The sequence below is a fragment of the Pantoea leporis genome, from assembly GCF_028048155.1.
Taxonomy (GTDB): Bacteria; Pseudomonadota; Gammaproteobacteria; order Enterobacterales; family Enterobacteriaceae; genus Pantoea; species Pantoea leporis.
In genome coordinates this window covers 283,364-306,216 of record NZ_JALMEU010000004.1, presented here as the reverse complement: position 1 = coordinate 306,216, position 22,853 = coordinate 283,364, and the positions used below count along the sequence as shown (strand labels likewise).

Sequence of the window (22,853 nt, the reverse complement as noted above, 5' to 3'; positions counted from 1 at the left end):
TTTACGAGACAAGCTGAGACTTGAAAGAATTGTCCCCTGCAGGAATCGAACCTGCAACTAGCCCTTAGGAGGGGCTCGTTATATCCATTTAACTAAGGAGACGCCGGGCGCGCAGTATAGCGCACCGCGAACCTGATTTTAACTATGCAGCGGTTGTTTGCTCAATCTATCAGCAATTTAAGACCAGGCTTACACCTGTTTTTGCTTCTCTTTCCGCTTCTGTTCCGCACGCGCTTTGGCTTTCGCCGCTTCACTCATATCGTTACGAATCTGCGCATGGCTGATCAACGCAAATATCAGCGTACCGCCCGTGATATTGCCAAGCAGCGTAGGCAAGGCAAATGGCCAGAAGAATTCGTACCACGGCAGCGTGCCCGCAAACACCAGATACAGCACCTCGACTGAACCGACCACGATATGCGCTAAATCGCCTAACGCCACCAGCCAGGTCATCATCACAATCACTACAATCTTTGCGCCACCCGCATACGGGAACATCCATACCATGGTGGCGATAATCCAGCCTGATATCACCGCATTAGCGAACATTTCGCTTGGGGAGTTCACCATCACTTTTTCACTGATGGCGGTAAAGGCCTGACGCGTCGCATCGTCGAATATTGGCATATGATTAAAGGCCAGCGCCCCTAATGCGGTGCCAATCAGATTGCCGAGCAGCACCACGCACCAGAGACGTAACAGCAGCGCAAAGTTGCTGCCGGTCGGTTTGTGCATCACCGGCAAAACGGCGGTAACGGTATTCTCGGTAAACAGTTGCTGGCGCGCCATAATCACAATCACAAAGCCAAAGGTATAACCCAAATTTTCCAGTAAAAATGCGCCCGGCACGCCTTTAAGATGGACCTGAAAAATGCCTTTCGCCATCAGCGAAGCGCTCATTGACAGTCCCGCCGCAACCGCGGACCAGAGCAGCGCCATGCCGTCACGCTCGAGCTCTTTTTCCCCATCCTGGCGTATCTCTTCATGAATCGCCGCAGCCTGCGAGGGCAGGGCATCTTCATCGACTTCTATCTCCTTACCTTGCTCCTTCTCATCACTCTCTACATCGTTGTCACTGTTTGAAATCGATGGTGATTGTTTCATGTTTTCCTCAGGTGATAATGCCATTGCGTCATAAGCGTAGCTGGTTTTTGCAAGGTCGATTTGTTACGAAGATTCAAATTAAGAGTAACGAAATTTTAACTGAGTTGGATTTTTGAGCAATTTGTTGATCTGGGGCGCACGAATACCCCATTTGGGGTAAGTGGGAGCCAGCTCACAGACTTCGGCCCACAGATTCAATGTGGTATTATCCCCGCCTCATTCATTGCCGCGATTCTCCCTTCTATGCTCGAAGTCATTAATCTCTCATGCGTTCGTGATGAGCGAACCTTGTTTCATGGGTTGAGCTTCCGCGTGCAACCGGGTGACATTGTGCAAATTGAAGGGCCAAACGGAGCCGGGAAAACTTCGCTGTTGCGCCTGCTGGCCGGATTAAGCCGGGCGGAAGAGGGCGACGTAATGTGGCAGTCACAGCCCCTTCGTCAACAGCGCGAAGTATGGCAACAAAATCTGCTCTATCTTGGCCATCACCCCGGCGTGAAATCGGTACTCTCACCGCTAGAGAACCTGCATTTCTGGCACGGTAGCAGCAAAGAAGACGCGATTTTTGCTGCGCTTGAGCAGGTCGATCTGCTGGGCTTTGAAGAGGTGCCGGTGGCACAACTCTCCGCCGGACAGCAGCGGCGCGTGGCATTAGCACGCTTATGGCTCAGTCCGGCGTCGATGTGGATCCTCGATGAACCCTTAACCGCCATCGATAAAGGCGGTGTGGAAAAATTAATGGCGCGATTCGTCAGCCATGCCGATAACGGCGGAGCGGTGATTCTGACCACGCATCAGGATCTGCCCGATCACAGCGCGCGCGTGCGTAAAATTCGTCTTACTTCGGAGTGGGCTTGATGTTAGGCCGGGTCATTCAGCGTGAATTAAAAATCGCTTTTCGTAGCGGCGGGGAAGTGATCAATCCGCTGTGGTTTTTCCTGATTGTTATCACGCTGTTTCCGTTAGGTATCGGACCGGAGCCGCAGCAGCTGGCGCGCATTGCGCCGGGTGTGGCGTGGGTTGCCGCGTTACTCGCCTCATTGCTGGCGTTGGAACGGCTGTTTCGTGACGATTTTCTTGATGGTTCGCTTGAGCAACTACTTCTGTTGCCGACGCCGCTGCCGATCACGGTGCTGGGCAAAGTGATTGCGCACTGGCTGATTACCGGGCTACCGCTGATTTTATTGTCGCCGCTGGCGGCATTGTTGCTGTCGCTGGATTTTGCCGGCTGGCGCGCGATGGCATTGACGTTATTACTTGGCACGCCAACGCTGAGTTTTCTCGGCGCGATAGGCACCGGATTGACCGTTGGTCTGCGACGCGGCGGCGTATTACTGAGTTTGCTGGTATTGCCGTTGTCGATACCGGTTTTGATATTTGCCAGCGCGGCGATTGATGCCGCCGGAATGGGATTGCCGATCGGGGGTTATCTGGCGATTCTTGGCGCGATGCTGGCGGTAAGCGCAACGCTGTCGCCGTTCGCGACGGCAGCGGCCTTGCGTATCAGTCTGCATTAATTCGTGCCGCCCCAGAGCGGTCGAAACCTGAATTTTCTTTATTGTGAGCTATGCAAAATGTGGAAATGGTTACACCAGTGGGCAAAGCCTGAGCGGCTTTACCAGCTATGCGGTCGCTTGATTCCGTGGTTCGCTGTGCTGGGTGTTGGCACGCTATTACTCGGCTGGGTCTGGGGCTTCGGCTTTGCACCGGCGGATTATCAGCAGGGCAACAGCTTCCGGATTATGTACATTCACGTGCCTGCAGCGATGTGGTCGATGGGCGTGTATGCGTCAATGGCTATTGCGGCATTTATCGGCCTGGTGTGGCAGATGAAGATGGCCGATCTGGTCTCAGCGGCGATGGCGCCGATTGGCGCGGTGTTCACCTTTATCGCGCTGATTACCGGCTCCGCCTGGGGTAAACCGATGTGGGGAACCTGGTGGATCTGGGATGCACGCCTGACATCTGAGCTGGTGCTGCTGTTCCTCTATATGGGCGTTATCGCGCTCTATCACTCCTTTGAAGACCGCCGCACCGCCGGGCGCGCCGCCGGCATTTTGATTCTGGTTGGCGTGGTTAATCTGCCGATCATTCACTTCTCGGTGCAATGGTGGAACACGCTGCATCAGGGCTCATCAGGCATTCTGCAGCAGGCTATCGATCCAAGCATGCGCACACCGCTGCGCTGGTCCATTCTCGGTTACCTGCTGGTGTTTGGTGCGCTGACCTTAATGCGCCTGCGCAATTTGATTCTATTCACCGAGCGTCATCGTCCGTGGGCGATTGATGTGGCGCAGGGAGGAAGCAAATCATGACGCCAGCCTTTGCATCGTGGAGCGATTTCTTCGCCATGGGCGGCTATGCCTTTTACGTCTGGCTCGCCGTTATCCTTACGTTGATCCCGTTATTCGGTCTGGTGCTGCACACCGTGCTGTTCCGCCGCCGTTTGCTGACGGAAATTCGCCAGCGTCAGTCCAGGGAGCGCCGCATTCGCGCGGCTAAATCGAAAAAAGCTGCCAGTGGAGCAGCGGGAGAATCCGTGTGAATATCCGTCGTCGTAATCGCCTCTATGTGGCGATCGCGGTGTTGATCGGGCTTGGCCTGGCGACCGCGCTGGTGATGTATGCGCTGCGTTCCAACATCGACCTGTTTTATACCCCGAGTGAAATTATCAACGGCAAAGGTGAAGATCATCAGAAGCCTGAGCCGGGCCAGCGCTTGCGCATTGGCGGCATGGTGATGCCGGGCAGCGTAAAGCGTGATCCGAAAACGCTCGCTGTCTCTTTCAAGCTGTATGACGCCAGCGGCGTGGTCAGTGTTACCTATGAAGGCATTCTGCCGGACCTGTTCCGTGAAGGGCAGGGCGTGGTAGCGCAAGGCGTGCTGGAAGAGGGCAATCTGGTGAACGCCAAAGAAGTGCTGGCGAAACACGATGAAAAATATACGCCTCCCGAAATTGAAGATGCCATGAAGAAGAATCACACAGGACCTGCAGCAGCCTATCAGCAGTCGGGTGCGCAATCATGATGCCGGAAATTGGTAGCTTTCTGCTGTGTCTGGCGCTGGCTTTAGCGCTCCTGTTGAGCGTCTATCCGTTGTGGGGCGCTGCGCGGCAGGATGCGCGTTTGATGGCCATGGCGCGCCCGTTAACCTGGGGCATGTTTATCTGTGTCGCCGCCTCTTTTGTGGTGTTGGTGCACGCCTTTGTGGTGAATGACTTTACCGTTGGCTATGTCGCCACCAACTCCAACACCTTGCTGCCGGTCTATTATCGCATCGCGGCAACCTGGGGTGCGCACGAAGGTTCACTGCTGTTGTGGGTGCTGCTGCTCAGCACCTGGACGCTGGCGGTGGCGATCTTCAGTCGCGGGATGCCGCAGGATGCGCTAGCACGCGTGCTGGCGGTGATGGGCATGATTAATCTCGGCTTCCTGCTGTTTATCATTCTCACCTCGAATCCATTTACCCGCACCTTGCCAAACTTCCCGATTGACGGGCGCGATCTCAACCCAATGCTGCAGGATATCGGGCTGATCTTCCATCCGCCGCTGCTGTACATGGGTTATGTCGGCTTCTCGGTGGCCTTTGCGTTTGCCATTGCCTCGCTGATGGCCGGACGTCTGGATACCGCATGGGCGCGCTGGTCACGTCCGTGGACCACCGCCGCGTGGGTCTTCCTGACTATCGGTATCGTCCTCGGTTCGGCGTGGGCTTATTACGAACTCGGCTGGGGCGGCTGGTGGTTCTGGGATCCGGTCGAAAACGCCTCCTTTATGCCGTGGCTGGCTGGTACCGCGCTGATGCACTCGCTGGCGGTAACGGAAAAGCGCGGCAGCTTCAAGTCCTGGACGGTGTTACTGGCGATTACCGCGTTCTCGTTAAGCCTGCTTGGCACTTTCCTCGTGCGCTCCGGCGTGCTGGTTTCCGTGCACTCGTTCGCCTCCGATCCGGCGCGCGGCATGTTTATTCTCGCCTTCCTGGTGATTGTGATTGGCAGCTCGCTGCTGCTGTACGCGCTGAAAGGTGGTCAGGTGCGCAGCCGCGTACAGAGCGAAGCCTGGTCACGCGAATCCTTCCTGCTGGGTAATAACGTGCTGCTGATCGCCGCGATGCTGGTGGTGTTACTCGGTACGCTGCTGCCGCTGGTGCATAAACAGCTCGGTCTCGGCAGCATCTCGGTGGGCGAGCCGTTCTTCAACACCATGTTTACCTGGCTGATGGCACCGTTCGCGCTGATGCTCGGTATCGGTCCGCTGGTGCGCTGGCGTCGTGACCAACCACAGAAACTGTGGAAACGCCTTGGCGTGGGCCTGTTAGTGACGCTGATTCTGTCGATCGCCCTGCCGTGGCTGCTGCAGGATCGCATTGAGGCGATGACGGTTATCGGCCTGCTGATGTCGATCTGGGTGATCATGCTGACGTTGATGGAACTGCACGAGCGCGCCACCCATCGTTACTCTTTCTTCAAAGGTTTACGACATCTGTCGCGCAGCCATTGGGGCATGGTGCTGGGGCATTTAGGCGTGGCGGTGACCGTGGTTGGTATCGCCTTTAGCACCCAATACAGCGTTGAGCGTGATGTGCGCATGAAGGCGGGTGATACCGTTGATATCCACAATTATCACTTTACCTTCCACGGCGTGCGCAACCTGCAAGGGCCGAACTATAGCGGCGGCGTGGCGGTGATTGAAGTGACGCGCAACGGCAAGCTGGAGGCGGTGATGCAGGCGGAAAAACGCTTCTATGCAGCCGCGCGCACCATGATGACCGAAGCGGCAATCAGCGGCGGTTTCACCCGCGATCTGTATGCGGCGCTGGGCGAAGAGCTGGATGACGGTTCGTGGGCGGTGCGGATTTACTACAAACCGTTTGTGCGCTGGATCTGGTTCGGCGGCGTGTTTATGGCGGTGGGCGGCTTGTTCTGCCTGTTCGATCCGCGCTATCGCTCACGCAAAAAAGAGCAGCGCGAGGAGCTGGCATGAACAAAAAAATCCTGTTTATCCCGTTAGTTCTGTTTTTGCTGCTGGCCGCAGCGCTGCTATGGCAGCTGTCGCGCAACGCCAACGGCGATGATCCAACGCGTCTCGAATCAGCGTTGATCGGCAAACCGGTGCCAGTATTCAAACTGGAAGCGCTCGAACAACCCGGCAAAATCTACGATCAGCAGGTGCTGACCGACGGCAAACCGATTCTGCTCAACGTCTGGGCAACCTGGTGCCCAACCTGCCGCGCGGAGCATCAATACCTCAACACGCTGGCGGAAAAAGGCATTCGCGTGGTTGGCCTCAACTATAAAGACGATCGCACCAAAGCGGTGACCTGGCTGAACACGCTGGGCAATCCTTATGCGCTCAGCCTGTATGACGGCAACGGGATGCTCGGTCTCGATCTCGGCGTTTACGGCGCACCGGAAACCTTCCTGATCGACGGCAAAGGGATCATTCGTTATCGCCACGCAGGCGACATGAACGATCGTGTCTGGCTCGAAGAAGTGAAACCGCTGTGGGACAAATACAACAAGGAGGCGGGCGTATGAAACGGCTGCTTCTACTGTTAGCGGGCATTCTGCTCAGCACCAGCCTGTGGGCGGCGATTGATACTTATCAGTTCGATTCGGTGCAGCAGGAAGAACAATACCGTGATCTCACCGCATCGATGCGTTGCCCGAAATGCCAGAACAACAGCATTGCCGATTCCAATGCGATGATCGCGTCGGATATGCGTCTTAAAGTCTACGAGTTGATGAAGCAGGGCGAAAGCCGCCAGCAGATCATTGATTACATGGTGGCGCGTTACGGTAATTTCGTGACGTATGAGCCGCCGGTAACGCCTTCCACGCTGATTTTGTGGGTGGGGCCAGCGCTGTTTGTGGTGCTGGGCGCGCTGATCATTATTCTGCGTAATCGTCGCGGCAAAGCGCGTAGCGAACTCGACGACAGTGAACAACAGCGCCTTGCGGCGTTACTCAAGCGTGACGGGAAGCCGTAATGACTGGATTCTGGATTACCCTGATTATTTTACTGCTGGCGGCTATCGCGCTGTTTCTGCGTGCCGGCTGGCGTCAGCGCGAGGCCAGCAGTGGCGATCGCGATCGTCTCAACACCGATTTCTATCAGCAACGCCTGCGCGAGCTGGAGCGTGATGAAGAAGAGGGCGTGGTGGCTGAGCGCCCGGAAATGGTGCGCGAACTGCAACAAACACTATTAACTGATGTGCCGCAGCAGGATGCCGCGACCATTCATCGCAGCAGCCGCTGGGTGTTGCTGCCGGGCGTGATTGTGCTGCTGGTGGTGTCGGTTGGCATGTATCTGAAAACCGGCGGACTTACGCAGCAAACCGCGTTTGTCAGCGTACAGCAGGAGTATCCTGCGTTACGTGCGCGCGTGATGGATCCTAAAGCTCAGCCGCTAACCATGGAAGAGTTGGCGCGTCTGCAGCTGGGTCTGCGCAGCTCGCTGCAGAACGACGCAACGAACCTCAACGATTGGGCGATGCTGGGCCGCTTAGGGATGGTGCTGAATAATGCCACCGATGCCAGCCAGGCATTTGAACATGCGCTACAGCTGGCGCCAGACAACGTCGAACTGCAGCAGGATTATGCCGAAGTGCTGACGCGCTCCAGCGATCCGCAGGATAACCGTCAGGCCAACGTGTTGCTGAAAGCGCTGCTTAAACGCGATCACAGCGATGTGCGCACGCTGAGTCTGCTGGCGTTTAACGCCTTTGAACAGCAGCAGTACAACGAGGCGATTGGTGCATGGCAGGTGATGCTGAAACTGTTACCGGCAGGCGATCGTCGCATCACCATGATCGAGCGCAGCATTGAACAAGCGAAAACCGACGCGGGACAGCAAAATAGCAGCCTGGCATTGACGGTGAGTTTGACGCCGCCGGCAGAAAAAATGTTACCGCAAGGCGGAGTGTTGTATATTTCTGTGTCTGACGGTGTTTCACCGGTGCCTGTGGCTGTGAAGCGTTTACCGCTGAGCCACTTTCCGTTATCGCTCACGCTCGATGACAGCAATGCCATGATGCCCGATCGCCTGCTTTCGGCACAGCATCAGGTACAAGTCAGGGTGCGCATTTCGCGCGATGGCAGTGCCAATCCACAGTCTGGCGACTGGTTGGGTTTAAGCGCGGTCACACCCTGGGATGGTCATCAGCAACTGGCTGTGGAAATTAATCAACAGCAGCCCTGAAGCGATACCTTACTGATCCGCACAGGGAGAGAAGAATGAATAACCGCCTGACCGGTTTGGCGCTAGCCAGCTTACTGCTGGTGGGTTGTGCCAGCTCAAAACCGGCTGAAAATACGGAACCTGCGCAGCGCAGCGATCCGCTGGAAGGCTTTAACCGCACGATGTTTAACTTCAACTACAACGTGCTGGATCCGTATGTTCTGCGTCCGGTGGCAGTCGCCTGGCGCGATTACGTGCCGGTGCCGGCACGTAGCGGCATCAGTAATGTGTTATCCAACGTTGAAGAGCCCGCCAGCATGGTCAACGCCATTCTGGTGGGTGAACCGCGCCAGGCAGGCATCCACTTCACCCGCTTCTTCCTGAACACCGTGTTAGGGCTGGGTGGCTTTATCGACGTGGCGGGCAAAGCCAATCCGGCGCTGGCGCGTGAAGTGCCGCATCGCTTTGGTAGCACGCTGGGACGTTATGGCGTCGGTTACGGCCCGTATGTTGAATTGCCGGCCTACGGTAGTTTCACCATCCGTGAAGATGGCGGTGACTTCGTTGATACGCTCTATCCGGTCTTAAGCTGGTTGAGCTGGCCGATCTCGGTAGGTAAATGGACGCTGGAAGGGATTGAAACCCGTGCGCAGTTGCTGGATTCGGACGCCATTTTGCGTCAGCAGCAAGATCCGTACGCCTTTATTCGTAATGCCTACTTCCAGCGACATGACTTTATTGCCAACGGCGGTAAGCTGAAGCCGGAAGATAATCCGAACGCCAGTGCGATTCAGGACGATCTGAAAGATATTGATTCTGAATAAAACAAAAAGGCGACTCAATGAGTCGCCTTTTTTATCAAGCTACGTATCAGAACTTGTAGTTAAAGTTCGCGCCGTACAGCCAGGCTTTACCTTCAGAGTTAAAGGTATACGGGCCTTCTTTCACGGTGACTTTCTGACCGTGCATGTAAGAAATACCCAGGTCGACAGAAGCATCTTCATTGAAGGCGTAAGACGCACCGGCACTCAGCCACAGACGATCCTGATCCGGAATAGAGATAGAACGCTTATCGGCCGGAACCGGGCTGTCATCAAAGGCGATACCGGTACGGAAGGTCCAGTTATCGTCGTAGAAGTAAGTGGTACCCAACGCGATACGGTAGGCATCGTGGAAACTTTCATCCTTATAGAACAGCGTCTGGCCATTGCTGCCGGTGGCTTTCAACTCCTGAAATTGGCTCCAGCTGGTATAAGTCAGGCTATAGTGAACCGCCCATTGCGGCGCCACTTTATGCCAGCCTGACACTTCCCACATCTCTGGCAGATTCAAAGTCAGAGAACCCGGAATTGTGGTGCCGCTGGTGCCGTAAGGCAGGCCTAAAGCCAGTGCCTGCGGTGTACCGTTAAAGGCGGTGGGGATGTTGCTCTTGTAGTCGCCGTCAAAGTCGACTTTTACTTCTGAGCGGTAGGTAAAGCCAAAGCGGTTATTTTTATCCACTTCGTACAGGATGCCGGCGTTCCAGCCGTAACCCCATTCATCACCTTTTAAATGCGCAATCTGGGTATCGGCTGGCAATCCTGCCACGGCACCTGCTTCACCGGCATAGCGCTCAATTTTCGCTTTTGCGTAGACCGCATCAAAGCCGATACCGAAGCTGAAATTCTCATTCAGTCGATAAGCGGTGCTGATATTAAAATTACCGGTCATCAGGTCGGTTTTGCCGCCATAACCACCTGCGGTATAGCCGTCATTAAATTCGGTTGCTAAACCATAGTTTGAGGTCGCAGATGCGCCAATCCACCACTGATCGTTAATTGGGTGCACATAGTGAAGATTAGGGATCCACTGATTTGGGGCGATATTTTTGGCATCGAGGCTGCGACCTGTCGGGCTCTGACCGCTAATATCCACTTCGGGATCAATATAAACCGCGCCGATAGAGAAAGAAGGGCGATCCATTAATGCCATGGTTGCCGGGTTACGGCTGGCAGAGGCGGCGGTATCACCCATCGCACCTTCGCCGGAATATGCACGACCTAAACCAATTGCTGAGAATTCATTCAGTTGAAAGCCCGCGGCGTAAACATGAGAACAGACGAGCGTTACTGCAGCTGCCACAGCTGACTTTGCAAACAGGTTTTTATGGTTCATGACCACAACCTCATCCAGATTTATTATTTAACGTTGTTACGTCGCGTAACAAAGAGCGGCGAATTGTAGGGACTGATGGCAAAACCACATATCAGACCAGTGCGACGAGTATAGGTCCGACCTGTGTATTTGTTGCAATATCGTTTTTTAAATATTTCTGATTTGATCGATAAAATCAGATCTGCTTAACAAAATCTTAGCGGTTCGACTTAAACATAGCGTTCAATTTTGCTTTGGATCAATTTTTAGTGTGATATTCGTCACTTAGCGGCTTGAGCGTGGATGTGAAAACGCAGCAGGCGTACACTTTGCGGCAGAAAATAATCCGATTACGTTGAAATTATCGTCAGGAGAGAATCATGACTGATGCCATTAAAAAGTGTAATGCCAACGAAACGGCGGCCTGCTGCTGTGTCGATGTGGGAACCGTGATGGATAACACCGATTGCACCGCAAGCTGGTCTGGCGTATTTGCCGACCGTCATGCGGCGGAAGCGATGCTGGCGCATTTGACTGAGCGCGCGCGTCAGGTGGAATCCGATCCTTGCGATATTCGCGCGGATTTTGCCAATGAAGGCGACGCGGTGCGCCTGTCTATCGACTTCACCTTTGCCTGCCAGGCCGAAACCCTGATTTTCCAGCTCGGCCTACGCTAATCATGCCGCTGCCGAAACCCCTTCGGCAGCCTTAACTCATTTTCGTGTATTCCCTCGCACTTTTTTCCTCTGCTTATTGGCTACTTAGCAACACTTAGTTAACACTGATGATCAGGTCAGACCTGTTTGGCAATGATGCCCCGGTCGAAAAATACAGGTGATTGCAATGAGCAAAGCGCAGCCGCTGCTGACGCGTCAGGGCGAACGTATCGCCATAACCCACGGATTACGCACCCCTTTTGCCCGTCAGGCGACCGATTTCCACGGCATTCCCGCGCTAGAGCTGGGGCGCATGGTGATCAGCGAACTGATGGCGCGCAGCGAATTACCGGTCGAGATTATCGATCAACTGGTGTTTGGCCAGGTGGTGCAGATGCCGGAAGCGCCCAATATTGCGCGTGAAATTGTTCTGAGCAGCGGATTAGGCGTGCATACCGATGCCTATAGCGTTAGCCGCGCCTGCGCCACCAGTTTTCAGGCGGTGGCAAACGTGGCGGAAAGTTTAATGGCGGGCACCATCGATGCCGGCATTGCCGGTGGCGCGGATTCATCCTCGGTGCTGCCGATTGGCGTCAGTAAAACTCTGGCTCGTGCGCTGGTGGATCTCAACAAAGCGCGCAGCTTTAGTCAAAAACTCAGCATCCTGCGTCATTTGCGTCCGCGCGATCTCTTGCCGGTGCCACCGGCGGTAGCGGAGTATTCCACCGGATTACGCATGGGTGATACCGCCGAGCAGATGGCGAAAAGTCACGGCATCACGCGTGAACAGCAGGACGCGTTAGCGCTGCGTTCGCACCAGCATGCGGCGCGCGCCTGGCAATCGGGCGTGTTAAGCCAGGAAGTGATGCCCGCATTTGTGCCGCCGTGGAAAGCGCCCATCGAGCAGGACAACAATATTCGCTTCAACGCCAGCGCCGCCGATTACGCCAAACTGCGCCCGGCGTTTGATCGTCGCCACGGTTCGGTGACCGCCGCCAACAGCACGCCGCTGACCGATGGTGCCGCAGCGGTGATCCTGATGCGTGAAGGGCGCGCGCGCGAACTCGGCATTCAGCCGCTCGGCTATCTGCGCAGCTATGCTTTTACGGCGATTGATGTCTGGCAGGATATGCTGCTTGGACCGGCCTACGCCTCGCCGCTGGCGCTGGAGCGCGCCGGCATCACGCTCAACGATCTGACGCTGATTGATATGCACGAAGCCTTTGCCGCACAAACCTTAGCCAACCTGAAAATGTTCCGTGACGAACGCTTTGCGCGCGAGGTGCTGAATCGTCCGCATGCGTTAGGTGAAGTCAATGAAGAACGCTTTAACGTGCTTGGCGGATCGATTGCTTATGGTCATCCGTTTGCCGCCACTGGCGCACGCATGATCACGCAAACGCTGCAGGAACTGCGGCGGCGCGGTGGCGGATTGGGATTGGTCACCGCCTGCGCGGCGGGCGGCCTGGGCACGGCAATGGTTTTGGAGGCCGAATAATGAGCGAATCCGCCTTTCATTTACACATGCGCCTCGACCACGTCGGTGTGATCACCATCGATGTGCCGGGCGAGAAGATGAACACGCTGAAGGCCGAGTTTGTGCCGCAGATCAAAGCGGTGCTGGACGAAGCGCGCAGCCATCAGCAGTTGGCTGGATTAGTGTTGATCTCCGGCAAGCCAGACAACTTTGTTGCTGGTGCGGATATCAGCATGATCGCCAACTGCAAAACGGCGCAGGAAGCTGAGGCGCTGGCAAAGCAGGGACAAGATGTGATGGCGATGATTGCCGCGCTGCCGTTTCCAGTGGTGGCGGCGATTCACGGTGCCTGCCTCGGCGGCGGTCTGGAACTGGCGCTGGCCTGCGATGCGCGCATCTGTTCGCTGGATGACAAAACGCGCCTCGGTTTGCCGGAAGTACAGCTCGGTCTGCTGCCGGGTTCTGGCGGTACGCAACGTTTGCCGCGCCTGATTGGCGTACAGCAGGCGCTGCCGCTGATCCTCACCGGCAAACAGCTGCGCGCTAAACAGGCGCTCAAGCTGGGGATTGTCGATGACGCGGTGCCGCAATCAATTCTGCTGGAAACGGCGCTTGCGCGCGTACACAAAGGAAAAGGCGCACGGCGGGAGCTTTCGCGCCGCGATCGTTTTCTGCAGGGACCAATCGCGCGTCAGGTGCTGTTCTCGCTGGCGCAGCGGCAAATCCACAGCAAAACCCAGGGCAACTATCCAGCGGCCCAGCGCATTCTTGACGTGGTGCGCATCGGTCTGGAGCAGGGCAGCAGCGCCGGGCATGAAGCGGAAGCGCGCGCCTTTGGCCAACTGGCGATGACGCCAGAATCGGCCGCGCTGCGCAGTTTGTTCTTCGCCTCAACGGCCTTAAAGAAAGAGTCGATGGCCAGTGTCGAGCCGCAAGTGCTGAAGCAGATTGGCGTGCTCGGCGGCGGTTTGATGGGCGGCGGCATCGCCAGCGTTACGGCGCTGAAAGCCGGTTTGCCAGTGCGCATTAAAGACATCAATCTGGTCGGCGTGAATCATGCGCTGCAATACAGCTGGGATCTGCTGAGCAACAAGGTGAAGCGGCGTCAGCTAAAAGCCGCCGAACGCCAGCAGCAGATGGCGCGCATCAGCGGTGGCACCGATTACCAGGGATTTAGCCAGCGCGATCTGGTGATTGAAGCAGTATTTGAGGATCTGGCGCTCAAGCAGCAGATGGTCAGCGAAATCGAAAGCCATTGCCAGCCGCACACCATTTTCGCCTCCAATACTTCGTCGCTGCCAATTGCTGATATCGCAGCCAAAGCCCAGCGGCCTGAAAACGTGATCGGTCTGCATTTTTTCAGTCCTGTGGACAAAATGCCGCTGGTGGAGGTGATTCCTCACGCCAATACCTCGGCGCAAACGCTGGCAAATACGGTGCAGCTGGCGCGTCAGCAGGGCAAAACGGCGGTGGTGGTGGCGGATCGCCCCGGCTTTTACGTTAACCGCATTCTCGCGCCCTATATAAATGAAGCGATGCACTGCTTGCAGGAAGGTGAGCCGATTGAGCATATCGATCGCGCTCTAGTGAAGTTTGGTTTCCCGGTTGGGCCACTGCAGCTGCTGGATGAAGTGGGCATTGATGTCGGCAGCAAAATCAGCCCGATTCTTGAGCAGGCTTACGGTTTACGTTTCAGCGCCCCCAACGCCGCGAACGCCATTCTGGCCGACGGCAGAAATGGGCGCAAAAATCACAAAGGGTTTTACCTCTATCAACGTTCGCGCTGGCCGGGAAAACGCAAAGTCGATGCTTCCCTTTATTCACTGCTGAATATCAAACCGCAGGCAAGGCAGAGCGAAGCGCAGATCGCTGAGCGCTGCGTCTTGATGATGCTGAACGAAGCGGCACGCTGTCTGGATGAAGCGGTGATCCGCAACGCGCGTGATGGCGATATTGCGGCGGTATTTGGCATCGGTTTTCCGCCGTTCCTTGGCGGTCCGTTCCGCTATATGGATCAGCGCGGCATTGGCGATATCGTCAAAGCATTAAGGTCATTAATGCAGCAGCACGGCGAGCGTTTTACGCCGAGTGAGGCGCTGATTGCAATGTCAGAACAGCAAACGAATTTTTACACTTCTGCACAATCGTGAATAGGCGCACAGATTCAGCGGGTTAGTCAGCGGGCCGTGCAGCGGTAAGCGCGGCACCATTCTGAGATATGCTTATTTAATAAACAACCGGTTGACTATACTGAAGCCATTGGGGTAAAACACACCGTTCATTCGCAGAATGAAGCGTCTGGTGCTGTGGTACCGGCCGATATCGACAAACAACAGCGGTGCTTTATGCAAGTTTTTATCATGCGTCATGGCGATGCAGCTCTGGAAGCAGCGAGTGATTCTGTTCGACCTCTCACACTCTGTGGCTGTGATGAATCGAGAGCGATGGCGAGCTGGCTCAACGGCAAAACGCCAGAAATTGATCGGGTATTAGTCAGTCCTTACCTGCGTGCCGAGCAAACGCTCGCCACGGTGCGCGAAACCCTGAAATTGCCAGAAGGGCAGGATGTTTTGCCGGAACTGACGCCGGGCGGCGATCCGGGCATGGTGGCCTGCTATCTGCAGGCGCTGGCACAAAAAGGGGTTAAATCGGCGCTGGTGATTTCGCATCTGCCGCTGGTGGGTTATCTGGTGTCTGAACTCTGCCCGCAGGAAGCGCCGCCGATGTTCGCGACCTCGGCAATAGCCTGTGTGAACTTTGATGCAGAGGCCTGCGAAGGCAAGCTGGAGTGGCAGGTCAGCCCGTCAAAATTGGCTAAAGCGATTTAATTCCCTAAAGTTATACATTTCTCTGTGGGCCGCAAACGCGGCCCTATCCTTTTGTAGCGCGGCATGTCACGGCAATTCAGGCGGCTGCCACTCCTCTACCTCTATCAGCACCAGCAGTGCGGCATCGCCGCCAAACATTTTCGGTGCCTGATGAAACGCCATCACATGCGGATGTTGTGCCAGCCACAGCGGTGTTTGCTGCTTGAGGATGTGTTTGCCGTGCCCGGTCATCACGCTGGCGCAGAACAGATGTTCGCGACGACAGGCGGCAATCAACGCGCCGAGTTCCTGCTTGGCCTGCATCTGCGTTAAGCCATGCAGATCGAGAAAAATTTCCGGCGTGTAATCGCCACGACGCAATTTCTTCTGCTCGTAATGGCTGACATCCGCGCGCACGTAGCGCACCGGACCTTCGCTCGACAGCAACGGCTGAAACTCGTCTGAAAAATAATGGCTGTTATCGACCTGTTCTGAAAGCAGGCGTTTGAGCGGTACTTCGCGCGTTTTCACTACCGGTTTATGCACGATAGTGTCCTGTTTCAGCTTGCGGGTTCCACTCATTAACTGGCGGAACATCTCCTGATCGTCCTGGCTTAGCGGCGTTTTCTTACTCATGGCTCTGTGATTGGGTCAGAAAAGGCTGGTTAAACAGCCGGTGGCATACCTTAACCGTTACTGTTAACAAATGTCAGCTTTTTCGCCTCGCTGCGCTGAATTCTGCCCGGCTTCGTGGCACACTATCGGCCGATTGATTTTATGGCCTGCGGAGGGCTACGTGGACAAGATATTCGTCGATGAGGCAGTGAATGAACTGCACACCATTCAGGACATGCTGCGCTGGGCTGTCAGCCGTTTTTCGGCGGCAGGCATTTGGTACGGCCACGGCACGGATAATCCCTGGGACGAAGCAGTCCAACTGGTTCTGCCAACGCTGTGGCTACCGCTGGATATTCCAGAAGATATGCGCAATGCGCGCCTGACTGCCAGCGAGCGTCATCGCATTGTTGAGCGCGTGATTCGCCGCGTCAACGAGCGCATTCCGGTGGCGTATCTCACCAACAAAGCCTGGTTCTGTGGCCACGAATTTTACGTTGATGAGCGCGTATTAGTGCCGCGTTCACCGATTGGTGAACTGATTGAGAACCGCTTTGCCGGTTTGATCAGCGATTCGCCTCATCACATTCTGGATATGTGTACCGGCAGCGGCTGCATCGCCATTGCCTGCGCTTACGCCTTCCCGGAAGCGGAAGTGGATGCAGTCGATATCTCCACCGATGCACTGGCTGTCGCCGAGCAGAACATTGAAGAGCATGGCCTGCTGAACCACGTCACGCCAATCCGCGCCGATCTGTTCCGCAACTTGCCGCCGGTGAAATACGATCTGATCGTCACCAATCCGCCGTACGTGGATGCGGAAGATATGGACGATCTGCCGAACGAATATCGCCACGAGCCGGAACTGGGTCTGGCGGCGGGCAGCGACGGCCTGAAACTGGTGCGTCGCATTCTGGCCTGTGCGCCGGATTACCTCACTGAGCAAGGCGTGCTGATTTGCGAAGTGGGTAACAGCATGGTGCACATGATCGATCAGTATCCAGACGTGCCGTTTACCTGGCTGGAGTTTGATAACGGCGGTGACGGCGTGTTTATGCTGACGCGCGAGCAAATCGTGGCGGCACAGCATCACTTCTCATTTTACAAAGACTAAATAAGAGGGCGAGCGCTCGCCCGCAACATCGCAACAAGGAACCAGCATGGCCGGAAACAGCATCGGACAAGTTTTTCGCGTAACCACTTTTGGCGAGTCGCATGGTATTGCGCTGGGCTGCATCGTTGACGGTGTGCCGCCCGGCATTCCGCTGACGGAAGCCGACATCCAGCACGATCTTGATCGTCGTCGTCCTGGCACTTCGCGCTATACCACGCAGCGCCGCGAGCCGGATCAGGTGAAAATTTTGTCCGGCGTGTTTGAGGGCGTGACGACGGGAACCTCAATCGGTTTGCTGATTGAGAACACCGACCAGCGTTCACAGGATTACGGCACCATCAAAGATCTGTTCCGTCCTGGCCATGCCGATTATACCTACGAGCAGAAATATGGCCTGCGCGACTATCGTGGCGGTGGCCGCTCTTCGGCGCGTGAAACCGCGATGCGCGTGGCGGCAGGGGCGATTGCCAAGAAGTATCTGCAGATGAAGCACGGCATCGTGGTGCGCGGCTATCTGGCGCAGATTGGCGATGTGGCCTGCGAGCTGAAAGACTGGAGCATCGTGGAAGAGAACCCGTTCTTCTGCCCGGATGCCTCCAAACTGGAAGCGCTGGATGAGCTGATGCGCGGCCTGAAAAAAGAGGGCGATTCCATCGGCGCCAAAGTTACCGTGCTGGCAGAGAACGTGCCGCCGGGCCTGGGCGAGCCGGTATTTGATCGTCTGGATGCGGATTTAGCGCATGCGCTGATGAGCATCAACGCGGTGAAAGGCGTGGAGATCGGCGACGGTTTTGCGGTGATCAATCAGCGCGGCAGTCAACATCGCGATGAGATCCGTGCCAACGGTTTCCAGAGCAATCACGCGGGCGGCATTCTGGGCGGCATCAGCAGCGGCCAAACCATTAGCGCCAATCTGGCGATGAAACCGACCTCCAGCATCACCGTGCCAGGCAACACCATCACCCGCGAGGGTGAAGAAGTCGAGATGATTACCAAAGGTCGTCACGATCCCTGCGTCGGCATTCGCGCCGTGCCGATTGCCGAAGCGATGATGGCGATTGTGTTGATGGATCACCTGCTGCGCCAGCGTGCGCAAAACGGTGACGTCAACAGCAGCGTTCCGCGCTGGTAAACCCGATGATGCGCCGTCTGCTCATTATCTGTGCCGCGCTGCTATGCAGTGCGGCCGCCGTTGCTGCCACGCCGTGGCAGCAAATTCATCAGCCGATTGCCGGCAGCCCGCAGTCGATTGGCGGTTTCGCCAACGGCTGTATTGTGGGTGCGCAGCAGTTGCCGCTTAACTCACCCAATTATCAGGTGATGCGCCAGGATCAGCGCCGCTATTTCGGCCATCCCGATCTGATCGCCTTTATTCAGCGTCTCAGCACCCAGGTTCATCAGCTTCAGCTGGGACAAGTGCTGATTGGCGATATGGGCATGGCGGCGGGTGGACGTTTTAGCAGCGGCCACGCCAGCCATCAAACGGGTCTAGACGTCGATATCTGGCTGCAGCTGCCGAAAACCCGCTGGACGGCGCAGCAGTTGCTCAAGCCGCAGCCGCTCGATCTGGTTTCTGCCGATGATAAACAGGTGATTGCGCGTCACTGGCAGCCGCAAATCGATAGCCTGATTAAACTGGCGGCGAAAGATGATGAAGTGACGCGTATCTTCGTCAATCCGGCAATCAAAAGGCAGCTTTGCGCCGATGCTGGCAGCGATCGCGCGTGGTTGAATAAAGTGCGTCCGTGGTTTGCCCATCGCGCGCACATGCACGTGCGTCTGCGATGCCCGGCGGGGAGCCTTGAATGTGAAGACCAGGCACCTCAACCGGCCGGCGATGGCTGTGGCGCTGAGCTGGACAGCTGGTTCCTGCCGAAAAAACCAGGCAGCACGCCGCCGGTGAAGAAAACGCCGCCGCCATTGCCGCCGTCTTGCCAGGCGTTATTAGATAAGCATCTTCTGTAGGTATTTCAATGGATTGGTTCGTTGTCAGTCCGCTGATTATCGGCGTGCTGTTCTTTGTGGCAATGTTGGCGGCGTTTATCGACTCCATTGCCGGTGGCGGTGGTTTGCTCACCGTGCCTTCATTGCTGGCTGCCGGGCTGTCGCCTGCACAGGCGTTAGCCACTAATAAGCTGCAATCGGTCGGCGGATCGTTCTCCGCCAGCCTCTATTTCATCCGACGTGGTGCGGTGAATCTGAGCGAGCAGTGGCTGAATATCGCCATGACCTTCCTCGGCGCGATTGCCGGCACCATTCTGATTCAGCACTTACAAGCGGATGTGCTGCGCCAAATCTTACCGCTGCTGCTGATCTGCATCGGTTTGTGGTTCCTGCTGATGCCGCGTTTGGGCGAAGCCGATCGCGAACGTCGTCTGCACGGTTTGCCCTATGCGCTGGTAGGCGGCGGCTGCGTCGGCTTTTACGACGGCTTCTTTGGTCCCGGCGCCGGCTCGTTCTATGCGCTGGCCTTTGTTACGCTGTGTGGCTTCAATCTGGCGAAAGCCACCGCCCACGCCAAAATCCTAAATTTCACCTCGAATTTTGGCAGTTTGCTGTTCTTTATGTTCGGCGGAAAAGTGGTGTGGGGCACCGGCGCGATTATGTTGCTCGGCGCCTTTATCGGCGCTCGCCTCGGCGCCAGGCTGGTATTGAGCCGTGGTCAGAAACTGATTCGCCCCATGGTAGTGATCGTTTCTGCGGTAATGAGCGCTAAATTGTTATGGGACAGTCATGGCGCAGAACTGATGGCCTGGCTGGCCACGCTGTAATCCAACACTCGTCAAGACCGGCTGCCAATGCGACAATGGCGCCGGTTTTTTTAAAGATTAAAAATTATGAGTACAACACACCATTACGATCAGCTGATTGCCATCTTTGATGGCTGCTTCGTTGACGATTTTCAGACCCGTCTAATTAAAGGCGACGACGAACCTATTTATCTTCCAGCGGATGAAACCTCACCGTGGAATCGCGTGGTGTTCGCGCACGGCTACTACGCCAGCGGACTGCATGAAATTTCCCACTGGTGCATTGCCGGTGAAGCGCGCCGCAAGCTGGTGGATTTTGGTTATTGGTATTGTCCGGACGGACGCGATGCGCAAACGCAGAGCCAGTTCGAATCGGTTGAGGTAAAACCGCAGGCGCTGGAGTGGTTATTCTGCGTGGCGGCGGGCTTTCCCTTCAACGTAAGTTGTGACAATCTCGAAGGCGATTGTGAGCCAGATCGCATAGCGTTTCAGCGCAAAGTGCATGCACAGGTGATGACGTATCTGCAGCAGGGCATTCCGGCACGACCAGCTCGCTTCATCGATGCACTGACGAATTATTACGGCACGCCGCCACTGACGGCGGCACAATTCCCCTGGCCGGAAGATCTGTAATCCGCGAAGGTTATAAGAAGAGAGGAAGAGATGATCGTAGAATTTGAAACCCGCATTCTGGCCCTGATTGATGACATGGTCGATCACGCCAGCGATGACGAGCTGTTTGCAGGCGGCTATCTGCGTGGTCATCTGACCCTGGCAGTGGCGGAGATAGAGCTGAGCGGTGAACACACGCCGGAAGCGCTGCAGACTCACGTCACCAACAGCCTGCAAAAAGCCATTGCTGCTGGCGAACTGTCGCCACGCGATCAGGCGCTGGTCACCGGCATGTGGGACAATCTGTTCCTGCAGGCACGTCAAACCGCTTAACGTCTCGGGGCGATCGCTCGCCCCGCAGATTATCGACCCGCTTTTTTACCCTTCAGCAGTTTTCGCACCCAATAGCGATTCGGACTCATCGCCGCCAGCGTGGCTGCATCCAGCAGCTGCGGTTCGCCGCTCATCTGCGCCGCCAGCACTTCGGCCGCCAGCGGTGCGCTGCACAAACCACGCGAACCTAATGCGCCCAACACAAACAAACCGTTATGCACCGGCGCATCGGCTACGCTTGCACCACGCGCACGCTGTTCTGGCAGATCGGCGTATTGCGTGAGTGTCGCTTCATAATCTGGCGCGCTGCCGCTCATCGGCAGATGATCGCGCGTGGCACAGCGCACGCCGTTGCGCGCCTGGTTATCGGACACATCAACCTGTTGCGGCCATTGGCTCTGCGGCAGACAGTTAATCAGCCGTTGGCGATTCTCCTGCTGATCGTCGGCGCGGAAATCCGTGGCGGTATCGCCGCGATGATAGCTGGCGCCGATGCAATGGGTGGCGAAGTTCGGGCTGACCGGCGTGAGATAGCCGTCGTAACACAGCACGGTGCGCAGCGCGCCCAACGACGGATTAGTCGGCGCGTGGCTCACTTGTCCCGCCACCGCGTACACCGGCAGCGTTTTACTGTGCTCAAGTTCCAGCAACGCGTGACCATTCGCCAGCACCACTTGGGAATGCTGCACCGGCGGCTGCTCATCAAAGTGCAGCGTCCAGCGATCTTCATCGCGCGTTAATTGCGTGATGCGATGTAGCCAGTGCAGGCGTAATCCCCGCGATTGCGCGTATTCCAGCAGATTGCTGGTCAGCTGTGCAGGCGACAGCCAGCCGCCTTGCGGATAAAAAATCCCGCCGACATCAAGTTCAACGCCCGCCAGCTGTTGCGCTTCTTCTTTATTAACACCGTACGCGATGTCATGCGGCAGTGCCATGTTGAGCATCTGCGCAATTTTCTCCGCGCTTTTATCATCCCAGCCCAGCTGCAACACGCCGCTCCAGTCATGCTCAAACTCCACTGGCAGCCGATCGTATAGACGTCGGGCAAAACCAAAAGCCGCCGGGAAGAAGGTGGCCAGTGCGGGATCGTGCTGGTTGAGCAGCGGATAGAGCGCGCCCTGACGATTGCCGGATGCGCCCAGCGCGGGCGCGTCATCGGCGCAGTAGAGCGTCACGCGCCAACCGCGTCGCAGTAGCGCCAGCGCCAATACTGCGCTGGCGACGCCGCCGCCAATCAGCGCTACTTCATTGCTGCTTGCCGACGGGCGCGCATACCACGGCTGGCTGTGCGGCAATGCAGCGGCCTGTTCCAGCACGCCGACCAGCATTTCACGCTTGTGACCAAAGCCTTTGCGCTTCTGCATACTGAAACCGGCGTCCTGCAACCCGCGTCGCACAAACCCCGACGCGGTAAAAGTCGCCAGCGTGCCGCCCGGCCGGGCGAGGCGCGCCATCGCGGCGAACAGATCTGGCGTCCACATCTCAGGATTTTTTGCCGGCGCGAAGCCATCAAGGAACCACGCATCCACCTGACGATTGAGGCTGTCATCAAAGGTGTGAATTAGCGCGTTAATATCACCAAGCCAGAGGTCCAGCGTGACTTCGCCGCCGTTAAACAGCAGGCGCTGACAACCCGGCAACGCCTGCGGCCACTGCTGTTGCAGCTGTTCGGCCCACGGCTTTAGCTCCGGCCAATGGGCATGCGCAGCCACCAGATCGGCGTGCGTCAGCGGGAATTTCTCGCAGCTGATGAAGTGCAGACGCTGCAAAGTGGCGTTGGGTTGCTCATTGCGGAAGCGATCGAAGGCTTGCCACAGGGTAAGAAAGTTCAGACCAGTCCCAAAACCGCTTTCGGCGACAATAAATAAATCGCGTGAATGTTCAGCAAAACGGTGCGGAATATGGTTGCCATCAAGGAACACATAGCGCGTTTCCTCCAGTCCATTATCGTTGGAGAAATAGACGTCGCCGAACGCTCGGGACACAGGTGTACCCTGTTCATTCCAGTTTATTTGGGCGTGTTCAACCGGGGTTAATTTCACGGGAAAGGCTCATATTTCAGGCAGTGGCGCGA

The 22,853-nt window shown here is 56.4% G+C and carries 24 protein-coding genes and 1 tRNA gene; 20 read left to right on the top strand and 5 right to left on the bottom strand.

What is annotated here, in order from left to right; translation table 11 throughout:
• Positions 1-30 precede the first annotated feature (30 nt).
• A tRNA-Arg gene (locus tag MWH02_RS14100) sits at positions 31-102 on the bottom strand.
• Between the two features lie 87 nt (positions 103-189).
• Positions 190-1,104, bottom strand: a complete 915-nt coding sequence (locus tag MWH02_RS14095) for a formate/nitrite transporter family protein (RefSeq protein ID WP_101763608.1) — start codon at positions 1,102-1,104, stop codon at positions 190-192.
• Positions 1,105-1,347: 243 nt separating this feature from the next.
• Between MWH02_RS14095 and ccmA the strand changes: the two genes are divergently transcribed.
• From ccmA to mlaA, 10 genes are read left to right on the top strand one after another with little or no spacing between them, the layout of a single operon-like run.
• A complete protein-coding gene (gene ccmA / locus MWH02_RS14090; protein WP_271460867.1) occupies positions 1,348-1,962 on the top strand; it encodes a cytochrome c biogenesis heme-transporting ATPase CcmA in 615 nt (204 codons plus the stop codon).
• On the top strand, positions 1,962-2,621 hold the full coding sequence (gene ccmB / locus MWH02_RS14085; RefSeq protein ID WP_101763610.1) for a heme exporter protein CcmB: 660 nt from the start codon (positions 1,962-1,964) through the stop codon (positions 2,619-2,621). Before ccmA ends, ccmB begins: the two co-directional genes overlap by 1 nt.
• Positions 2,622-2,648: 27 nt before the next feature.
• Positions 2,649-3,419: a heme ABC transporter permease gene (locus MWH02_RS14080; protein WP_500797205.1), complete on the top strand. Its 771-nt coding sequence runs from the start codon at positions 2,649-2,651 to the stop codon at positions 3,417-3,419.
• Entirely contained in the window at positions 3,416-3,649 is a 234-nt protein-coding gene (gene ccmD, locus MWH02_RS14075) for a heme exporter protein CcmD (RefSeq protein WP_192233231.1), read from the top strand. Before MWH02_RS14080 ends, ccmD begins: the two co-directional genes overlap by 4 nt.
• Positions 3,646-4,131, top strand: coding sequence for a cytochrome c maturation protein CcmE (gene ccmE / locus MWH02_RS14070; protein ID WP_271460866.1), 486 nt, complete (start codon positions 3,646-3,648; stop codon positions 4,129-4,131). Before ccmD ends, ccmE begins: the two co-directional genes overlap by 4 nt.
• Positions 4,128-6,086: a heme lyase CcmF/NrfE family subunit gene (locus MWH02_RS14065; RefSeq protein WP_271460865.1), complete on the top strand. Its 1,959-nt coding sequence runs from the start codon at positions 4,128-4,130 to the stop codon at positions 6,084-6,086. The genes ccmE and MWH02_RS14065 overlap by 4 nt, the downstream gene beginning before the upstream one ends.
• Entirely contained in the window at positions 6,083-6,640 is a 558-nt protein-coding gene (locus MWH02_RS14060; protein WP_271460864.1) for a DsbE family thiol:disulfide interchange protein, read from the top strand. Before MWH02_RS14065 ends, MWH02_RS14060 begins: the two co-directional genes overlap by 4 nt.
• On the top strand, positions 6,637-7,092 hold the full coding sequence (locus MWH02_RS14055) for a cytochrome c-type biogenesis protein (protein WP_271460863.1): 456 nt from the start codon (positions 6,637-6,639) through the stop codon (positions 7,090-7,092). Before MWH02_RS14060 ends, MWH02_RS14055 begins: the two co-directional genes overlap by 4 nt.
• Positions 7,092-8,303: a c-type cytochrome biogenesis protein CcmI gene (gene ccmI, locus MWH02_RS14050; RefSeq protein WP_271460862.1), complete on the top strand. Its 1,212-nt coding sequence runs from the start codon at positions 7,092-7,094 to the stop codon at positions 8,301-8,303. Before MWH02_RS14055 ends, ccmI begins: the two co-directional genes overlap by 1 nt.
• Before the next feature lie 35 nt (positions 8,304-8,338).
• Positions 8,339-9,106, top strand: coding sequence for a phospholipid-binding lipoprotein MlaA (gene mlaA / locus MWH02_RS14045; protein ID WP_101763617.1), 768 nt, complete (start codon positions 8,339-8,341; stop codon positions 9,104-9,106).
• A 46-nt stretch (positions 9,107-9,152) separates the two neighbouring features.
• Here mlaA and fadL read toward each other — a convergent pair whose 3' ends face one another.
• Positions 9,153-10,436 (bottom strand): long-chain fatty acid transporter FadL, encoded by a 1,284-nt coding sequence (gene fadL / locus MWH02_RS14040; protein WP_101763618.1) that lies wholly within the window; start codon positions 10,434-10,436, stop codon positions 9,153-9,155.
• 359 nt (positions 10,437-10,795) lie between these two features.
• Here fadL and MWH02_RS14035 point away from each other — a divergent pair, with 359 nt between their 5' ends.
• The 4 genes from MWH02_RS14035 to sixA all read left to right on the top strand — a co-directional run bounded on the left by MWH02_RS14035 (position 10,796) and on the right by sixA (position 15,376).
• A complete protein-coding gene (locus tag MWH02_RS14035) occupies positions 10,796-11,092 on the top strand; it encodes a YfcZ/YiiS family protein (protein ID WP_101763619.1) in 297 nt (98 codons plus the stop codon).
• Between the two features lie 166 nt (positions 11,093-11,258).
• Positions 11,259-12,569, top strand: coding sequence for an acetyl-CoA C-acyltransferase FadI (gene fadI, locus MWH02_RS14030; RefSeq protein WP_217548754.1), 1,311 nt, complete (start codon positions 11,259-11,261; stop codon positions 12,567-12,569).
• Positions 12,569-14,698, top strand: coding sequence for a fatty acid oxidation complex subunit alpha FadJ (gene fadJ, locus MWH02_RS14025; protein WP_271460861.1), 2,130 nt, complete (start codon positions 12,569-12,571; stop codon positions 14,696-14,698). The genes fadI and fadJ overlap by 1 nt, the downstream gene beginning before the upstream one ends.
• Before the next feature lie 195 nt (positions 14,699-14,893).
• The gene (gene sixA, locus MWH02_RS14020; protein WP_210081318.1) at positions 14,894-15,376 is read left to right on the top strand and encodes a phosphohistidine phosphatase SixA; all 483 of its coding nucleotides are present in this window, start codon (positions 14,894-14,896) and stop codon (positions 15,374-15,376) included.
• Between the two features lie 66 nt (positions 15,377-15,442).
• Here the strand turns inward: sixA and smrB are convergent, their stop codons facing one another.
• Positions 15,443-15,991 carry an endonuclease SmrB gene (gene smrB / locus MWH02_RS14015; RefSeq protein WP_101763622.1) on the bottom strand — a complete coding sequence of 183 codons (549 nt, stop codon included), beginning with the start codon at positions 15,989-15,991 and terminating at the stop codon, positions 15,443-15,445.
• Positions 15,992-16,151: 160 nt separating this feature from the next.
• Here smrB and prmB point away from each other — a divergent pair, with 160 nt between their 5' ends.
• From prmB to MWH02_RS13985, 6 genes are all read left to right on the top strand, one after another.
• Positions 16,152-17,084 carry a 50S ribosomal protein L3 N(5)-glutamine methyltransferase gene (prmB, locus tag MWH02_RS14010; protein ID WP_110866547.1) on the top strand — a complete coding sequence of 311 codons (933 nt, stop codon included), beginning with the start codon at positions 16,152-16,154 and terminating at the stop codon, positions 17,082-17,084.
• A 46-nt stretch (positions 17,085-17,130) separates the two neighbouring features.
• A complete protein-coding gene (gene aroC / locus MWH02_RS14005; protein WP_101763624.1) occupies positions 17,131-18,216 on the top strand; it encodes a chorismate synthase in 1,086 nt (361 codons plus the stop codon).
• Positions 18,217-18,221: 5 nt separating this feature from the next.
• Positions 18,222-19,049, top strand: a complete 828-nt coding sequence (gene mepA, locus MWH02_RS14000) for a penicillin-insensitive murein endopeptidase (RefSeq protein WP_370579096.1) — start codon at positions 18,222-18,224, stop codon at positions 19,047-19,049.
• An 8-nt stretch (positions 19,050-19,057) separates the two neighbouring features.
• Positions 19,058-19,855, top strand: coding sequence for a sulfite exporter TauE/SafE family protein (locus MWH02_RS13995; RefSeq protein WP_192411455.1), 798 nt, complete (start codon positions 19,058-19,060; stop codon positions 19,853-19,855).
• A gap of 66 nt (positions 19,856-19,921) precedes the next feature.
• Positions 19,922-20,467 carry an elongation factor P hydroxylase gene (locus MWH02_RS13990; protein WP_110866550.1) on the top strand — a complete coding sequence of 182 codons (546 nt, stop codon included), beginning with the start codon at positions 19,922-19,924 and terminating at the stop codon, positions 20,465-20,467.
• A 30-nt stretch (positions 20,468-20,497) separates the two neighbouring features.
• Positions 20,498-20,779: a YfcL family protein gene (locus tag MWH02_RS13985; protein WP_008101252.1), complete on the top strand. Its 282-nt coding sequence runs from the start codon at positions 20,498-20,500 to the stop codon at positions 20,777-20,779.
• 29 nt (positions 20,780-20,808) lie between these two features.
• Here MWH02_RS13985 and mnmC read toward each other — a convergent pair whose 3' ends face one another.
• Positions 20,809-22,821, bottom strand: coding sequence for a bifunctional tRNA (5-methylaminomethyl-2-thiouridine)(34)-methyltransferase MnmC2/FAD-dependent 5-carboxymethylaminomethyl-2-thiouridine(34) oxidoreductase MnmC1 (gene mnmC / locus MWH02_RS13980; protein ID WP_271460860.1), 2,013 nt, complete (start codon positions 22,819-22,821; stop codon positions 20,809-20,811).
• Positions 22,822-22,853 lie beyond the last annotated feature (32 nt).

Coding starts and splice junctions, on each gene's coding strand:
- MWH02_RS14095 (WP_101763608.1), bottom strand. CDS start 1,104: ATGAAACAATCACCATCGATTTCAAACAGTGACAACGATGTAGAGAGT.
- ccmA (WP_271460867.1), top strand. CDS start 1,348: ATGCTCGAAGTCATTAATCTCTCATGCGTTCGTGATGAGCGAACCTTG.
- ccmB (WP_101763610.1), top strand. CDS start 1,962: ATGTTAGGCCGGGTCATTCAGCGTGAATTAAAAATCGCTTTTCGTAGC.
- ccmD (WP_192233231.1), top strand. CDS start 3,416: ATGACGCCAGCCTTTGCATCGTGGAGCGATTTCTTCGCCATGGGCGGC.
- MWH02_RS14065 (WP_271460865.1), top strand. CDS start 4,128: ATGATGCCGGAAATTGGTAGCTTTCTGCTGTGTCTGGCGCTGGCTTTA.
- MWH02_RS14060 (WP_271460864.1), top strand. CDS start 6,083: ATGAACAAAAAAATCCTGTTTATCCCGTTAGTTCTGTTTTTGCTGCTG.
- MWH02_RS14055 (WP_271460863.1), top strand. CDS start 6,637: ATGAAACGGCTGCTTCTACTGTTAGCGGGCATTCTGCTCAGCACCAGC.
- ccmI (WP_271460862.1), top strand. CDS start 7,092: ATGACTGGATTCTGGATTACCCTGATTATTTTACTGCTGGCGGCTATC.
- mlaA (WP_101763617.1), top strand. CDS start 8,339: ATGAATAACCGCCTGACCGGTTTGGCGCTAGCCAGCTTACTGCTGGTG.
- fadL (WP_101763618.1), bottom strand. CDS start 10,436: ATGAACCATAAAAACCTGTTTGCAAAGTCAGCTGTGGCAGCTGCAGTA.
- MWH02_RS14035 (WP_101763619.1), top strand. CDS start 10,796: ATGACTGATGCCATTAAAAAGTGTAATGCCAACGAAACGGCGGCCTGC.
- fadI (WP_217548754.1), top strand. CDS start 11,259: ATGAGCAAAGCGCAGCCGCTGCTGACGCGTCAGGGCGAACGTATCGCC.
- fadJ (WP_271460861.1), top strand. CDS start 12,569: ATGAGCGAATCCGCCTTTCATTTACACATGCGCCTCGACCACGTCGGT.
- sixA (WP_210081318.1), top strand. CDS start 14,894: ATGCAAGTTTTTATCATGCGTCATGGCGATGCAGCTCTGGAAGCAGCG.
- smrB (WP_101763622.1), bottom strand. CDS start 15,991: ATGAGTAAGAAAACGCCGCTAAGCCAGGACGATCAGGAGATGTTCCGC.
- aroC (WP_101763624.1), top strand. CDS start 17,131: ATGGCCGGAAACAGCATCGGACAAGTTTTTCGCGTAACCACTTTTGGC.
- mepA (WP_370579096.1), top strand. CDS start 18,222: ATGATGCGCCGTCTGCTCATTATCTGTGCCGCGCTGCTATGCAGTGCG.
- MWH02_RS13995 (WP_192411455.1), top strand. CDS start 19,058: ATGGATTGGTTCGTTGTCAGTCCGCTGATTATCGGCGTGCTGTTCTTT.
- MWH02_RS13990 (WP_110866550.1), top strand. CDS start 19,922: ATGAGTACAACACACCATTACGATCAGCTGATTGCCATCTTTGATGGC.
- MWH02_RS13985 (WP_008101252.1), top strand. CDS start 20,498: ATGATCGTAGAATTTGAAACCCGCATTCTGGCCCTGATTGATGACATG.